A 15393-nucleotide genomic window follows, 5' to 3' on the forward strand; every position below is an offset into this window, starting at 1 on the left:
GCATTTTAGCGTTTTTTACAGGGGGAAACATGGCAGTGTCCTCGCATCTTGCGGTATTCTTGCGCCATGCAAACGCCTTCCCACCCCGACCTTTCTGACATTTCTCACGACGATTGGGTGAATCGCTGGCTCCCGCGCGCGTGGCAACCCTACGCACGCTTATGCCGGCTTGATCGCCCGGTGGGCACTTGGCTCACCCTGCTTCCTTGCCTGGCCGCACTGGCACTGGCGGCTGATGGATGGCCCACGCTTTGGCGTCTGTTCATTTTTTCGCTGGGTGCGCTGCTGATGCGCGGCGTGGGCTGCACCATCAACGACATTTGGGATCGCGACCTTGACAGCCAAGTCGAGCGCACCCGCTTTCGTCCCTTGACCAGCGGTCAGCTAACACTGAAAAACGCCTTATATTTTCTGCTAGGTCAATTACTGCTGTGCGCCGTGCTGCTGTTTGCCATCAACGAATACAGCCGCTGGCTGGCGGTGGCCTTGCTGCCCATCGTGGCCATATACCCCTTGTGCAAACGCTTTACCCACTGGCCTCAAGTGGTGCTGGGCATAGGTTTCAATTGGGGAATGTTGATGGCATGGTCAGACACCCAGAATATTGTGCCGCTGGCTGCGGTGCTATTCTGGCTGGGTGCCGTGTGCTGGCAAGTCGGGTATGACTCTTTGTATGCCTATGCCGACATCCGCGACGACATCAAGATGGGCATGAAATCCACCGCCATTCTGTTTGGCGACAAGGGCAAGCAGTGGATAGGCGGCTTTTACGTCGCCACTTGGGCTTTGTGGGTCTGGGCCGGCGTGCTGCTGGGTTTACACTGGTCTTACTACGCTGTGCTTATCCTGATCGGCCTGCATTTCATCTGGCAGGTAAGCGTCTTCAACCTGCAGCGCCCCGACCGGAATTTTCAGTTATTCCGTGCCAATATGGCCGCCGGCGTCATGCTCATTGCCGCCTGCCTGGTCGGCACTTTACTCGTCTAAAACTCCTATGCCTGATGCCGTTTCGCTAGTTGCCACGCTGCTGTTCGCGCTGGCCATTATTCATACTTTTTCCGTCCCTTTCTTTGCCCGCCTGGCCAATCGCCATGGCCCGCATGCTGGCCTGTGGCATATGTTGGCCGAGGTCGAAGCCGTCTTCGGCGTCTGGGCCTTCGTGCTTATCGTCAGTATGGCTTTGCTGACCGGGCTGGACAAAGCAATTTCGTACCTGGATACGCGCAATTTCACTGAACCCGCCTTTGTCTTTGCCATCATGGTGGTGGCGGCCAGCCGCCCCATTCTTGAGCTGGTACAAGCTTTGGTCAGCCACGTGGCACGCTTGCTCCCGCTACCACGTGCCTTATCCCTCTATTTTCTGACGCTGGCCCTGATTCCTCTTGTAGGCTCACTGATCACTGAGCCTGCAGCGATGACACTCGCAGCACTGATGCTGCGCAAACAATATTTTCAACGTAGCGGCCAAGCCGGGTTCAAGTACCTAACGCTAGGCGTACTGTTCGTGAATGTGTCGATAGGCGGCGTCCTGACGGCCTATGCCGCACCACCCGTGCTGATGGTTGCGAACACATTTGGCTGGGACAGCACCTACATGCTCACGCACTTTGGCTGGCGTGCAGCCGTGGCGGTTTGCATCAATGCTGCACTGGTTACACTGATCTGCCGTAAGTTGCTGTTGCGCGGCGAAGTAGGGCTAAGCCAGGAAGACGCTCAAGCGGACACCACCCAAACGCGGGTACCGCTTAGCGTGATGGCCATACACCTGATCTTTCTTGTAACCATTGTGCTGGCCGCACACCACCCGGTAGTCTTTTTGGCCACGCTCATGATGTTCATAGGCTATGCAGAATCGTACAAGCACTACCAGAACCGCCTGCTTATCAAAGAAGGCCTGATGGTGGGATTCTTTCTGGCGGGCTTGGTGGTGCTGGGCGGCATGCAGCAATGGTGGTTGCAAGACTTGCTGGGCGGTCTGCCACCCACTGTACTATTTTGGGGTGCCACGGCCTTGACTGCTCTTACCGACAATGCCGCCCTGACCTATCTGGGCTCTTTGGTAGAGGGCACCAGCGAAGCCTGGCGCTATATGTTGGTGGCGGGTGCGGTTACCGGCGGCGGCCTGACGGTGATTGCCAACGCCCCCAACCCAGCCGGCTTCGCCATCCTGAAAAGCCAATTCCCCGACGGTTCGATTTCGCCGCTCAAGCTGCTGGGCGCGGCGGCGGTGCCTACTTTGGTGTCAGCAGGCATGTTTCTGTTGTTTTAAGAACCGTGCTTACTTTTGCCGAGAGCGCCTAATGCCGCCCTCTCGGCGCACCAAGCGCATCAGCCATACCAACAGCGTCAACGAGCAAACCAGCCCGACACCAAAAAGCACGGCCACCAGCCACTCACCTGTCGTCATATCGCACAACTCACACTGCCGCCATCAGGCGGCACGCCATGTAGATCTTTGGCCGCGGCAACGGCAAGGTCGGCGGGCAAGGGCACGCCGTTTTTCACGGCCAATACTTCCGCCATGATGCTGACGGCAATTTCGGCAGGGGTTTTACTGCCTATGTAGATGCCTACGGGTGCACGCAGACGCGCCAAAGCAGTTTCCTTGACTTCGAAATGCTCGATAAGGCGCTCGCGCCTTAAAGTATTGTTCAAACGGGAGCCAATGGCCCCTATGTAAAAGGCTGGAGTATCCAAGGCCTCCAGCAGCGCCAGGTCGTCTAGCTTGGGGTCATGCGTGAGCGTAATAATGCAAGTGCGAAGGTCGGGGCGAAATTCACGCACAACGTCGTCGGGCATTTCGGACACTACCTTGGCTCCTGGAACGGACCATGCACCGCGATACTCGACACGAGGGTCGCAAACCACCACCGAGAAGCCCGTAGACAACGCCATACTGGCCAAATACTCGGCCAGTTGCCCTGCACCAATCAGCAACATGCGGTATTCAGGCCCAAAGGTGTTGGTCAACTGCACTTCGCTGAGGACGAGCTCGTCGGGCTTGTCGGCTTGCTCTAGGCACACCTCGCCATCGGAAAGCGACACCACACGCCGTACCAACTGCCCCTGCTCAAGACGCGTCACGATGTTGGCAAGGGATTCGGCATCAGGATCGAACTCAAGCAGCAACTGTAAAGTGCCGCCACAAGGCAGGCCGAAACGATGCGCATCATCGGCCTCTATGCCGTACTTGAGTAATTGGGGTGCCCCCGCAGGCATGCGGGTTTCGTCGCCGCTGGCGTAGGCCTGCGTGTAACGATGGATAAGGTCGTCTTCGATACAACCACCCGAGACGGAGCCCACGACGGAGCCGTCTTCACATAAGGCCATGATGGACCCCACCGGCCTGGGGGAAGAGCCCCAAGTACGCACAATGGTGGTCAAGATGGCTCGTTTTCCCGATGAGCGCCAATCGCGCAAAGTACGCAATACGACGAGATCAAGATTGTCCATTTCGTCTCCTGGGCATGGTCGTCTGGCGACGTCGCCCACCTAAGAATATTTGCTCAGCAAGCTGAGTAACTTAGCTTAATTCTAAAACACATAGGCCGTCTTTATTGTGCGCGCACCCCAGCCTGGATGCAAATGCGGCCGGCACAATCGGCCCGGCCCTTGCGTGAGCGCGCAGCATTGTGCTTGAGCGCCAGTGTCTGATTCAAGCGACACCACGCCTTTTCACCCTATGTTAGCGTCGCAAATGGCAATGTCGCTAACCCTTATGAGCCATTGTAAGCATGTCCAAAGATCCCCTTTCAAACAAGCAAAGTTCCCCACGCATAGCCGTAGCGGGCGCGGGTGCCATAGGTTGCACCCTGGCCGCCATATTGGCGCATGCCGGCCAAGCAGTCAGCCTACTCGCGCGAGGCTCCACCCTGCAGGCCATTCAAAGTCAAGGTATCGAATTACGGCGTCAAGCAGAAACCTATCAAGTTCCCGTTACGGTCAGCGATGACGCCCACACCCTGGGCTCCCAAGACATCGTATTTCTGTGTGCCAAGTCGCACGACTTGGTGGGGTTAGCCCAAGCCGCCACCCCCTTGATAGGGCCGGAAACACTCATCGTGCCCATGGTTAACGGTGTGCCGTGGTGGTATTTTGAGCGCCTGCCGGGCCAAGACGGCAGGCGGGTCAAATCCGTAGACCCAGAAGGTCGGCTACGTGCCTTGCTGCCTTCGGCACAAGTGGTAGGCGTCGTGCAATTCATGACGGCGGAACGCGTGGGCCCAGGCAGCGTGGTCTCCAATACTCCGGCACTGCTCATCTTGGGTGAAATCGACCACACCGAGTCACAACGGGTGCAAGACATTGTCGACGTGCTGAACGCCTCGGGTATCGAAAGCCGCCACAGCGCACAGATTCGTGATCCGCTCTGGATGAAAATCATCGCCAACCTTACTACCAACCCGCTGTCCGTGATTACCGGCGCCACCCTGAACACCATGTACGGTGATCCGCGCCTGCTGCCCATTACGCGCAAGATACTATTTGAGGGCCTGACCTTGGCCGCCGCGCATGGCGCGCGGATTCCGCTTGACCCTGACACCATCATCAAGGAAACCATTGCCATGGGGGCCGTGCGCACCTCCATGCTGCAAGACTACGAGCACGGAAATCCCCTGGAACTTGCCGCTATCGGCGATGCCGTCCTTGAATTAGCCGATGCCATTCATTTACCCATGCCCACGGCGCGCGACGTCATTGCCATGGCCCATTATCGCGGCACCTCTCAGCGCCGCTAACCCACTGTATCAGGAGCCCTCATGAACTCCCCAGACACACACTTGCAGCAAGCCTGCACGCGCCCCGCACATTGCAGCGAAGAAGAATGGGCGCTGCGTTGCGACTTGGCTCACTGTTATCACTTGATTGATTACATGGGGTGGACTGAAACCATTTTCAATCATATTTCGGCGCGTCTGCCGGGGCCGGCACACCATTATTTGGTTAACCCTTTCGGCTTGAACTACACCGAAGTCACCCCCGCCAACCTGCTCAAGATCGATCTGGAGGGCCACAAAATCGAACCCTCTCCTTACGACGGCAATCCGGCAGGGTTTGCCTTGCACGCGGCCCTGCATGAGGCACGAGACGACGTGCGCTGCATTATTCACACCCACACCACACCGGTTTCGGCCATTGCCCAGAAAAGCGCGGGATTTGATTACAACAATTTCTATGGCGCGCAGTTATACGGGCGAGTGGGCTACCACGCCTTTGAAGGCATTACCCTGTTTGACGAAGAAAAGCCGCGCATGGTGGCCAGCCTGGGGGACAAACACATTCTGGTGCTGCGCAATCACGGTATTGCGGTGGCCGAAAGCAGCATTGCCAAAACTTTCTTCCTGCTCTGGACAGTACAACGTGCGGCAGAGATTCAATGCGCGGGCGCAGCCCTGCCTGGGCCTGACACGCAACTCCCCAACGATATCCGGGAAAAATGCGCCGACCTGACCGCCATGCTGATACGCGACAGCGGCTTTGCCGATAAATTCTTCAGCGCCATGATTCGCAAGATGCATGCTGATAAAGGGCCCAGCTGGTAAAGCGCCAGGCCCTGGCGTTTTATAGCGACATCCCGCCTGAAACCTCTATGGTTGTGCCGTTGATGTAACTGGCGTCATCTGACGCCAGAAAGGCATACACACTGGCGATTTCTTCGGGCTGCCCCAGGCGACGCTGCCAACTGGTAGCCCTTAGACTTTCCAGGACTTTCTCGGGAATCGTCTTGAGGATGTCTGTTTCGATGAAGCCCGGGCAAACGGCATTGACGCGTATGCCTTTGGGGCCTAGTTCGCGCGCCCAGGTTTTGGTAAAGCCAATGACGCCGAACTTGGTGGCGGCATAGTTGGTTTGGCCAAAGTTTCCGTATAAGCCCACCACGCTGGAGGCGGTAAGGATAACGCCGCTACCTTGTTCGACCATGATGTCTGCCACGGCCTGGGTACAATTGAACACCCCCTTTAGGTTCACGTTGATCACCGCATCGAACTGCTCTTCCGTCATGCGGCTCAGCCGTGCATCTTGCGTAATGCCGGCATTGTTAACCAGCACGTCGATGCGGCCTTGCTTCGCCTTCACGTCGTCAATCATGGCGGCAATGCTGGCCCTATCGGTAACGTCTACCGTATAGCCCAAAGCTTGATGGCCGTCTGCGGTAAGTGCTTGCACTGCAGCCTGCACGGCAGCAGTGTTGCGGTCGCACACCACCACGATGGCCCCCTCTTGAGCAAACCTGCGCGCCGTGGCTAGGCCAATGCCGGCTGCGCCGCCCGTAATAATGCTTATCCTGCCTTCGAGTCGCGTCAATTGGGTTCTCCGTAAGCTTGGGTAGGGGGTAAAAAAGCAGACTGATACTCATCATAGCGCGAGGCGGGCAGGCCCATAAAATTTAGAAAAACCCATAGGCTTCCATAGTTTTATAGGTCGTCAACTCCTATTAACCCTTATACTTCATCACCCGTTTTTTTACGCCCGCGCATACGCCTGTAACGACGCCAGGGCATACGGCCCCTAGTTTCTTGCATCGTTACCATGGCCTCAACACAAAAATCCTATACCCGCCTCATCATCATTTTGGCCATGCTGACGGCCTTCGGCCCGCTGGCAACCGACATGTACCTGCCCAGCTTCGGGCAAATGACTGAATACTTTCAAACCAGCAGCGGCCGCATTGAAACCACGCTGTCGGCCTTTTTCTTGGGGCTGGCGCTAGGCCAGGCGCTGTACGGGCCAGTGATAGACCGTTTTGGCCGGCGACTCCCTCTACTGTTCGGCATCTCTTTGTTTTGTCTGGCTACCATCGGTGCCATCCTTACCCGCGACATCGAAACCTTCATCAGCCTGCGACTGCTTCAGGCTTTGGGAGGCTGTGCGGGTATGGTCATCGCCCGCGCCGTCATCAGTGACATTTTTTCGCAGCAAGAGGGCGCACGCGTATTGTCGTTAATGATGATCATGATGATGATCGCCCCCGTAGTGGCGCCGGTGCTGGGCAGCCTGATCTTGGCATTGGCGGGATGGCGTGCAATCTTCGTGGTGATTCTGCTGCTTGCCGTCAGCGTAGGCTTGCTGGTCTGGCGTTATCTACCAGAAACCCTGCAGCCCGAGAAGCGCCAACCCCTGAATCTGCGCCATGTGTTGCGCGTGTACTGGTCGCTGTGCCGTCAACGCAGCTTCATCTTGCCCGCCTTGGTGGGCGGTTTGGCACTGGCCTGCATGTTTTCCTTCATTACCGGCTCACCTTTCGTCTTCATGGGTTTGTTCCATATCAGCGAACAGCATTACGGGTGGCTGTTCGGCATGAACGCCTGTGGCATAGGCATAGGCTCTCAGTTGAACCGTATATGCCTGCGCCGCCGGACGCCACGGCAAATGCTGACCGTGGGTTTGCTCGTCAACCTGGCTGCCGGCCTGATCCTGGCCGCCGTGGCAGGCACATCAAGCCTCATCGTCCTTTTGCTACCCCTATGGTTTGCCTTGGCCTCGCTAGGCCTCATTGGCGCCAACGCAGCCGCCATCGCCATGTCTGCCAGCGGCAAATTCGCAGGAAGCGGCTCTGCCTTGATCGGGACTTTGCAGTTCAGCTTTGCCTTTGTGGTCAGCAGCTTGGTGGCGATGTCGCAGAACGGCACGGCTTACCCTATGGCCATTGCCTTTGCCATTTGCGGGTCTTTGGCCACAAGTCTTTGGTTTCTAGGGCGAAAACCACAGCAAGCGGGCGGCGAGAGGTAAAATCCGCTTCTCGGTCATCCCGGCCATTTACCCCTACTGCCCATGAGCACTGCTACTCAAGCCACACCGCGCCCCCTGAACCGCAAAGATTACAAAACGCTTAGCTTGTCGGCACTGGGCGGTACGCTGGAATTCTACGACTTCGTCATCTTCGTGTTTTTCGCGGTGACGATCAGCCATCTTTTCTTCCCGCCCGACATGCCGGAATGGATGGCGCAGTTGCAAACGCTAGGCATCTTCGCCGCTGGGTATCTGGCCCGCCCCATAGGCGGCATTATCATCGCTCACTTCGGCGACCGTCTCGGGCGCAAGCGCATGTTTGCGCTCTCTGTGTTCTTGATGTCGTTGCCCACCTTCGTTATCGGCATTCTTCCTACCTACGCCAGCATAGGTGTGGCCGCTCCATTGCTACTGCTACTGATGCGCATGCTGCAGGGGGCTGCCATCGGCGGCGAAATGCCCGGCGCTTGGGTATTCGTAGCCGAACACTTGCCCAAAGAGCGCTATGGCCTGGGCATAGGCGTACTCACTTCCGGCATCACCGGCGGCATCCTGCTCGGGTCTATTGTTGCCATTGTGATCAACCGCGTTTACGTCACCCAGGAAGTGCTGGATTTTGCCTGGCGTATCCCTTTCATTCTGGGCGGCATATTCGGCTTCGTCGCCGTTTACCTGCGCCGCTTTCTCAGCGAAACCCCCATCTTCAAAGAGCTGGCCGCCCAGCGCGCTTTAGCCAATGAAATGCCCGTCAAGACGGTTATTCGTGAGCATCGTCTGGCTTGCCTGCTAACGTCGGGCATGACCTGGGCGCTTTCCACGACGGTGGTGGTCGTTATTCTGATGACGCCCACGCTCTTGCAGCGTATGTACCAAATTCCCGCGACCACTGCTCTGGAAGCCAACTGCCTGGCCACCTTGACGCTAACCTTAGGCTGCGTGTTGTTCGGCTGGATGTCCGACCGCCTGGGCACGCGCCCCACCATGCTGATTGCCTGGGGCGGTTTGGCACTCAGCGCCTACTGGTTCTACTCCAACCTGGCCGGCATCAGCGCCTTTGACTTGGCATGGCACTATGCCCTTATCGGCTTGTTCTGCGGGGCCATCGTTACCATGCCCATCGTGTCCACACGCGCATTCCCGCCTGCCATTCGATACTCGGGCCTTAGCTTTGCCTACAACGTTTCTTACGCCATATTTGGCGGCCTAACCCCGGTTCTGACGCAGCTTTGGCTGCAGCGCGACCCCTTGGCGCCAGCGCATTACGTGGCTGCGACTGCCATCTTGGCCATCATCCTGGCGTTAAGCATTCCATTGGCCAGATATGGTTGGCGGCCTGCACAAGGCTATAAGGGCTAAGCCGGCAGGTAAGACACGAGGTTTTTCTACCTTTCAGGCCACCGGCCCCATGGCGGCAGCCGCCGCCATGATCTGCTGGCGCACCCAGGCCGACCCTGGGTCATCATCGTGGTACTTGTGCCATTGCATCACTTCGACCAGCCTTGGGGTTTCCATCGGCGGCGCAAACAAACGCACCGGCACCGTCTCGCTGAACAAACGCGCCAGTCTTGTCTGCAATGTCGCGATGCGCTTTGTGCCGACGACAAATCCCGGTATCAGGCTGAAGTCATGCGTCACGACCTCGATGCGGCGCGTCGAACCATACTGGTTGGCATACCACTGCTCGAACCATGGATTGTCGTTCTTGCGATGCTGGTACACCACATGCCCGGCCTCGATGAAGTCATCGAACGACACGCCCGCCTGGCACAAGGGATTGTCGGCGCTGACCACGACCTGATACGTATCATCAAACAAGGTGCACTGCGGATGGTCTTTGCTGGTGAAGTGCGCGGGCGTGATCAGGAAGTCCGCCTGGCCTTGCTCAAGATCCTGGATCATCTGCCACGAGGTAGCGCGAAGCTCGAACGTCAATCCCGGCGCCAGCATGCTGATGCTGCGCAAAGCCCCCATCAACAAGACACGTGAAACATAGTCGGAAGCAATGATGACGAAATGCCGCTTGGCTTTCTGCGGCTCGAAATCCGGCCGGGCCGCAATGGTGGAGTCGATGCGCAGGATGATGTCCTTGACCGGCTCCATCAGGCTTTCCGCCAAGGGCGTCAAACGCATCTGACGCCCGACCTGCACCAGCAAAGGGTCTTCGAAGTACTCGCGCAGCCGGGACAAAATGCCGCTCATGGAGGACTGCGTCACGCACAGCCGTTCTGCCGCCCGCGTGACATTGCACTCGCTAAGCAAGACGTCCAATGCAATCAGAAGGTTGAGATCGATTCGTTGATATCTCATGTCTTTCCGTGTGTCTCTGCCTGACTCAAGGCGCTGATGATGCGCTGCCACAAAGAGACCTTCCGGCAGCGTATCCGCCCAACAGCGTAGTGGCCACGATACCTGGCATCGCCAAAAACGATTTCAAGAATACCGCCCCAGGCCGGTAACATTTCGGGCCGACGATAGCATAAACATCACCATACGGAGCAGACATGAAACTCGCCTCGCTTGCCGACGGCAGCGCGCATGGCGCCTTGCTCGTCGTGTCGCGTGACCTGACGCGCATGACCCCTGCACAAGACATCGCCCCCAGCCTGCTGGCTGCCGTGGAGCAATGGGCCAACTGCCACGATGCCCTGCAGGCACGCTATCAGGCCCTGAACGACGGACACGTGCCAGGCATGCCCTACGATCCCACCGCCCTGGCAGCACCGCTGCCGCGTGCGCCTCAGTGGTGCGACGGTTCCGCCTTCCTGAACCATGGCTACCTGATGGAGCAAGCCTTCAAGCTGCCTGCCATCCCCAATGTGGACACCGTCCCCTTGATGTACCAAGGCGCGTCGGATGACTTTCTCGGGCCCTGCGACGATATTCCCTTGCCCGATGTCGCGCACGGCATCGACTTCGAAGGCGAATACGGCGTCATCACCGATGACATCCCCATGGCCTGTACGCCGGAACAAGCGCTACGCCGCATTCGGCTTGTCGTGCAGATCAATGATGTCAGCCTGCGTGCCTTCACCCCCGTGGAGATCCGCAGCGGCTTTGGTTTCATCAATGCCAAGCCTTCCTCCAGCTTTGCTCCGGTAGCCGTCACACCCGACGAGCTCGGCCTGGCTTGGCGTAACGGCCGGGTCTGCCTGCCGCTGCACATCGAACGCAATGGAGAATGGTTCGGGCAGCCCAACGGTCAGGAGATGCATTTCGGTTTTCATGAACTGATTGCCCATGCCGCGCGCACGCGCCGCCTGCGCGCCGGCACCATCGTGGGTTCGGGGACGGTATCCAACAAGGACCGCCGTGCCGGCTCGGCCTGCATTGCCGAGCGCCGCGCCATCGAAATGATAGACCAGGGCCAGGCCGTGACCGGCTTTCTGCAATTTGGGGAAAGCGTCACCATGCAAGCGATTGCCGACGATGGCTCGCGCCCTTTCGGAACGATTGCACAGCGTTTCGTACAAGCCTTGCCCGCCCAGGACTGAACCTGCTACAGAGCCTTCCATGCGACGATTCATCGACCTTTCCATCTATCTTGAAAACGACGTGCTCTCGGACCCGCCGCCATTGGCGCCGCGTATCGAGTATCAAACGCACCAGGACACCATCGGTGAGTTCACCGCGCTGCTGCCGGGCACACGCCCGGAGGACTTCCCTGACGGCGAGGCCGCCGCAGCCGAATGGGTACGGCTCACCACGCACAGCGGCACCCATCTGGACGCCCCCTGGCATTTCCACTCGACCATGGATGCCAAGCTGGGCGAGAGCAAGCCTTCCATCACCATCGATCAGGTGCCGCTGGAATGGTGTTTCCAGCCCGGCGTGAAGCTGGACTTCCGCCATCTGCCAGATGGCTATGTGGTTTCTGCCGCCGAGGTCGATGCCGAACTCAAGCGCATCGGCCACAGGCTGCAGCCCTTGGAAATCGTCGTGGTCAATACCCGTGCCGGCGAACGCTACGGCCATAACGACTACATCAATGCCGGCTGCGGCATGGGCTATGAAGCCACCATGTACTTGCTGGAGCGCGGCGTGCGACTGACGGGCACCGATGCCTGGAGCTGGGATGCGCCTTTCAAGTACACGGCAGAGCGCTTCCGCGAAACCGGCGACACCAGCCTGCTCTGGGAAGGCCACAAGGCAGGCCGCGATATCGGCTACTGTCATCTGGAAAAGCTGCACAATCTTGAAGCCCTGCCGGCCGACGGCTTTCTCATCAGCTGCTTCCCGCACAAGATCCGGGCGGCATCCGCCGGTTGGACTCGGGCCGTCGCCATCCTGGATGCCACCCTCATGCCGAGCTGAACGGGAGCACACCATGTTGACGCTATATCACGCCCTGATTTCCACCTGTAGCCAACGGGTTCGCATGGCCCTGGCCGAGAAAGGCCTGGTCTGGACGGAACACCGCATCTCGCTGCCGGACAACGAACACCTGACGCCCGAATACCTGGCCATCAATCCCAATGGGCTCGTCCCATCGCTGGTACACAACGGGCAGGCCATTCACGACTCCTCCGTCATCATGGAATATCTGGAGGACGTCTTTCCTGCGCAGGCGCTTCGCCCCGCCGACCCGGTGCGTCTGGCCCGCATGCGCGCCTGGACGCATTACATCGACGAAGTCCCTTCCGCCGCGACACGCATCCCCTCCTTCCATTATGTGTTTGGCAAAGGGCTGCGCCACCTGCCCCGGCCTGTCCTGGAAGACCTCGCGGCGCAGCGCCCCTTGCGCAAGCATATGTACTTGCGCATCGGCCCGGAGGGCTTCAGCGCGCAAGATCTTGCCCAAGCCTGGGAGCAACTGGAGCAGTCCTTCCAGCGCATGGAAGCCGCGCTGGCGCACGGCCCCTGGCTCAACGGCGAAGACTTTTCGCTGGCGGACATCAGCATGCTGCCCGTCATCGTGCGCATGGAAGACCTGGGCTATGCGCCGCTGTGGTCTGACCGCCCGCGCCTGGCCGACTGGTATGCACGCATCACCGCCCGCCCTGCTTTCGAGGCGGCCTTCCCCCCCGGCAGCCGCCTGACCTTGCCACCCGATACCGGCGTCCTGCCCGGTCTCGGGCAATAAACCCATAAGAACCACGCTTCGAGGAGCCTACTCATGAAAATCTCAACCAAACTCATCTCCATGCTGACGCTGTCCCTGTCCCTCGGGGCCACCGCAGCCGTCGCCCAGACCAAGATCACGGTGGCCTACACCGCCGTCTCCGAGTTCATGCCCGTCTTCGTCGCCAAGGAGCGCGGCTTCTTCAGCAAACGCGGTTTGGACGTCACGCCGCAGCAACTCGCCCTGAGCGGCGTCATGCCTGCCGCCCTGCAATCGGGCTCGGTGCAGATTGCAGGCGCTGCCAGCCCTGTCCTGCTACAGGCCAACGACAGCGGCCTGGAAATGGTCGGCATTGCCGGCACCAGCGTACACAGCAAAGACTCCAAAGCCATTGGCCTGGTCGTGCGCAATGACGGCAAGATCACCCAGGCCTCCGACCTGATAGGCAAGAAGATCGCCGTTCCCGGCCTGAACGCCGCCCTGCATATCATTGGCCGCAAATGGCTGAGCGATCAAGGCGTCGACCCGCGCCAGGTCAGTTTTGTGGAAGGGGCCTTCCCGCAGATGGGCGATATGCTCAAGGGCGGCAGCATCGACGCTGCCGTAACGGCCGACCCGTTCCTGGGCCGCATCGTGGACAGCGGTTCCGGCACCTTGCTGTCGCAATTGGCGCCTGACCTGCCCGCCGGTTTCTCCAACATGCTGTACATGACGACGCGCTCGTGGCAAGAGAAAAACAGCAAGGCCATCGAAGACTTCCGCGCCGCCCTGTCCGAAGCCCTGGAATTTGCCGCCGCCAACCCCGAGGAAGCCCAGGCCGACATGGGCAAGTATCTGAAGATCCCCGCCCCCGTCCTGGCCAAACTGGCCAAGCCCAGCTATAAAGTCGCCCTGAACAGCGATGAGCTGCAATTCTGGGCCGACACCATGCGCGAACAGAACATGCTGGAACGCGCCCCCGACCTGAAGGCCCTCGTCGCCGAATAAACCGGCGCTACGCATCGCCCAGAACTGTCTGCAGGCCGGAGCCGCTTCGGCCTGCAGCATCGTTCGCTGAAAAGGAAACAGAGTTCCCATGAGCATTCTTGAGTTTGACCGGGTCGGCATTGAGCTGGGCGGCAGGGAAATCCTGTCGCCCACGTCGTTCCACGTCGAAAAAGGCCAATTCATCTCCATCATCGGGCCTTCAGGCTGCGGCAAGACGACCTTGCTGCGCGCCTCGGCGGGTTTCGTAAACGCCACCGGCGGCGAAGTCCGTCACAACGGTCGGCCCATCACCGGGCCGTCACGCGAAGTGGCCTTCGTCTTCCAGGACTATGGCCGCGCCCTGCTGCCCTGGCGCACCGTCGAAGGCAATGTGGCACTGGCGCTGGAGGCTGCTGGCACGCCGGTATCGCAGCACCGCGACGCTATCTACGAGGTTCTGGAGACCGTCGGCCTCGCCGCTCATGCCAAGAAATTTCCCGGCCAATTGTCCGGCGGCATGCAGCAACGCGTGCAAATTGCCCGCTGCCTGGCGCAGAAGCCCGAGCTCATGATGATGGACGAGCCATTCGGCGCATTGGACGCCATGACGCGCGAAGGTCTGCAAGATGCCTTGCTGGAACTGGTCGCCAAAACCCGGTTGACCGTACTGTTCGTGACCCACGATCTGGAAGAGGCCATCTATCTGGGGGACCGCGTGGTGGCCTTGCGCGCCAACCCCACCGCTCAGGCGCCCAGCCTGGCGGCACTGATCGATGTCGAGCTGCCCAAACCGCGCGACCAACTGGCGACGAAAGAAGAACCCGAGTTCCTGCGCCTGCGCCGCGAACTGTATCAATACCTGGGTCATGGCTGAGGCACGCATGCGCATCAAGCAAATTTTCCAAGCCCTGGCCTTCCCTCTGATTGCCATTGCCGGCCTGGAGGCTTACGCCCGGCTGGCCGCACCCAATAGCGATGTCATCGCACCGCCCAGCCAAGCCCTGTTGGCTTTCTGGGGAGCCCTGGCCGATGGTTCGCTGTTCGTCGTCACCGGCTTTACGCTGTTCTGCGCTGCCCTGGGGTTAGCCATGGCAGCCGTGATCGGCGTCCTGCTGGGCGTCTGGCTGGGCTTGTCCCGACGTGCGGCGCAGGCTTCATTTTTTTCCATCGAATTCCTGCGTACCATCCCGTCGGTCGCCTTGATTCCACTGGCCATGATGCTCTTCGGCTTCGGCCTGTCGCTTGAAGTCAGCATCATCGCGTTCTCCACCGTCTGGCCCATCCTGATCCTGACGCAGTCGGCCACCCGGCAAATTCCCCCTGTGTTGTTCGAGGTGGCGCATGCACTGGAGCTGCGCCCCTACGCCCGCCTGACCAAGATCATCCTGCCGGCCATTGCCGCCCGGCTTTTCGTCGCGCTGCGCCTGTCGGTCGCCATTGCGCTGGTCGTGGCCGTTACCGTAGAAATCGTCGTCAACCCGCATGGCATGGGCTACGCCATCATGATCGCCCAGCAAAGCATGCAACCCGACCTGATGCTGGCCTGGCTCTTCTGGATTGCCATCGTCGGCTATGCCATCAACGAAGGCGCAGCCTGGCTGGGCCGGGTCGCCGACCGCAAGATGGGAGGTGCCTGA

General features: G+C 59.3%; 16 protein-coding genes. 12 read left to right on the forward strand and 4 right to left on the reverse strand.

Annotation, left to right across the window (positions count from 1 at the left end; translation table 11 throughout):
* The first annotated feature begins 66 nt into the window (after positions 1-66).
* Positions 67-987: a 4-hydroxybenzoate octaprenyltransferase gene (gene ubiA, locus H0484_RS10335; protein ID WP_226954546.1), complete on the forward strand. Its 921-nt coding sequence runs from the start codon at positions 67-69 to the stop codon at positions 985-987.
* A 7-nt stretch (positions 988-994) separates the two neighbouring features.
* Positions 995-2269, forward strand: a complete 1275-nt coding sequence (locus H0484_RS10340; protein WP_226954549.1) for a putative Na+/H+ antiporter — start codon at positions 995-997, stop codon at positions 2267-2269.
* 9 nt (positions 2270-2278) lie between these two features.
* Here the strand turns inward: H0484_RS10340 and H0484_RS15175 are convergent, their stop codons facing one another.
* Positions 2279-2407, reverse strand: coding sequence for a hypothetical protein (locus H0484_RS15175; RefSeq protein ID WP_255644816.1), 129 nt, complete (start codon positions 2405-2407; stop codon positions 2279-2281).
* Positions 2404-3453 (reverse strand): XdhC family protein, encoded by a 1050-nt coding sequence (locus H0484_RS10345; protein ID WP_226954550.1) that lies wholly within the window; start codon positions 3451-3453, stop codon positions 2404-2406. Before H0484_RS10345 ends, H0484_RS15175 begins: the two co-directional genes overlap by 4 nt.
* 281 nt (positions 3454-3734) lie before the next feature.
* Here H0484_RS10345 and H0484_RS10350 point away from each other — a divergent pair, with 281 nt between their 5' ends.
* Positions 3735-4739, forward strand: a complete 1005-nt coding sequence (locus tag H0484_RS10350; RefSeq protein WP_226954551.1) for a ketopantoate reductase family protein — start codon at positions 3735-3737, stop codon at positions 4737-4739.
* A gap of 21 nt (positions 4740-4760) precedes the next feature.
* Complete coding sequence (locus H0484_RS10355) at positions 4761-5543, forward strand: class II aldolase/adducin family protein (protein ID WP_226954552.1); 783 nt, start codon at positions 4761-4763, stop codon at positions 5541-5543.
* A gap of 19 nt (positions 5544-5562) precedes the next feature.
* Here the strand turns inward: H0484_RS10355 and fabG are convergent, their stop codons facing one another.
* Positions 5563-6306 (reverse strand): 3-oxoacyl-ACP reductase FabG, encoded by a 744-nt coding sequence (gene fabG / locus H0484_RS10360; RefSeq protein WP_226954553.1) that lies wholly within the window; start codon positions 6304-6306, stop codon positions 5563-5565.
* Between the two features lie 225 nt (positions 6307-6531).
* On the opposite strand from fabG, the gene H0484_RS10365 reads away from it, so the two are divergent.
* Positions 6532-7731 carry a Bcr/CflA family multidrug efflux MFS transporter gene (locus H0484_RS10365; RefSeq protein ID WP_226954554.1) on the forward strand — a complete coding sequence of 400 codons (1200 nt, stop codon included), beginning with the start codon at positions 6532-6534 and terminating at the stop codon, positions 7729-7731.
* 42 nt (positions 7732-7773) lie between these two features.
* Positions 7774-9087, forward strand: coding sequence for an MFS transporter (locus tag H0484_RS10370; protein WP_226954556.1), 1314 nt, complete (start codon positions 7774-7776; stop codon positions 9085-9087).
* A gap of 33 nt (positions 9088-9120) precedes the next feature.
* Here H0484_RS10370 and H0484_RS10375 read toward each other — a convergent pair whose 3' ends face one another.
* Positions 9121-10038, reverse strand: a complete 918-nt coding sequence (locus H0484_RS10375) for a LysR family transcriptional regulator (RefSeq protein WP_226954558.1) — start codon at positions 10036-10038, stop codon at positions 9121-9123.
* A 194-nt stretch (positions 10039-10232) separates the two neighbouring features.
* On the opposite strand from H0484_RS10375, the gene H0484_RS10380 reads away from it, so the two are divergent.
* The 6 genes from H0484_RS10380 (at position 10233) to H0484_RS10405 (ending at position 15393) form a co-directional block, all read left to right on the forward strand.
* Complete coding sequence (locus tag H0484_RS10380; RefSeq protein ID WP_226954564.1) at positions 10233-11222, forward strand: fumarylacetoacetate hydrolase family protein; 990 nt, start codon at positions 10233-10235, stop codon at positions 11220-11222.
* A gap of 19 nt (positions 11223-11241) precedes the next feature.
* Positions 11242-12042, forward strand: coding sequence for a cyclase family protein (locus tag H0484_RS10385; RefSeq protein ID WP_226954566.1), 801 nt, complete (start codon positions 11242-11244; stop codon positions 12040-12042).
* Between the two features lie 13 nt (positions 12043-12055).
* The gene (locus tag H0484_RS10390) at positions 12056-12811 is read left to right on the forward strand and encodes a glutathione S-transferase family protein (RefSeq protein ID WP_226954567.1); all 756 of its coding nucleotides are present in this window, start codon (positions 12056-12058) and stop codon (positions 12809-12811) included.
* A 33-nt stretch (positions 12812-12844) separates the two neighbouring features.
* On the forward strand, positions 12845-13777 hold the full coding sequence (locus tag H0484_RS10395; protein ID WP_226954569.1) for an ABC transporter substrate-binding protein: 933 nt from the start codon (positions 12845-12847) through the stop codon (positions 13775-13777).
* Between the two features lie 88 nt (positions 13778-13865).
* Entirely contained in the window at positions 13866-14630 is a 765-nt protein-coding gene (locus H0484_RS10400; protein WP_226954570.1) for an ABC transporter ATP-binding protein, read from the forward strand.
* Positions 14623-15393, forward strand: coding sequence for an ABC transporter permease (locus H0484_RS10405; RefSeq protein WP_226954571.1), 771 nt, complete (start codon positions 14623-14625; stop codon positions 15391-15393). Before H0484_RS10400 ends, H0484_RS10405 begins: the two co-directional genes overlap by 8 nt.

Source organism: Mesopusillimonas faecipullorum (genome assembly GCF_020539505.1).
GTDB classification, from domain to species: Bacteria; Pseudomonadota; Gammaproteobacteria; order Burkholderiales; family Burkholderiaceae_B; genus Mesopusillimonas; species Mesopusillimonas faecipullorum.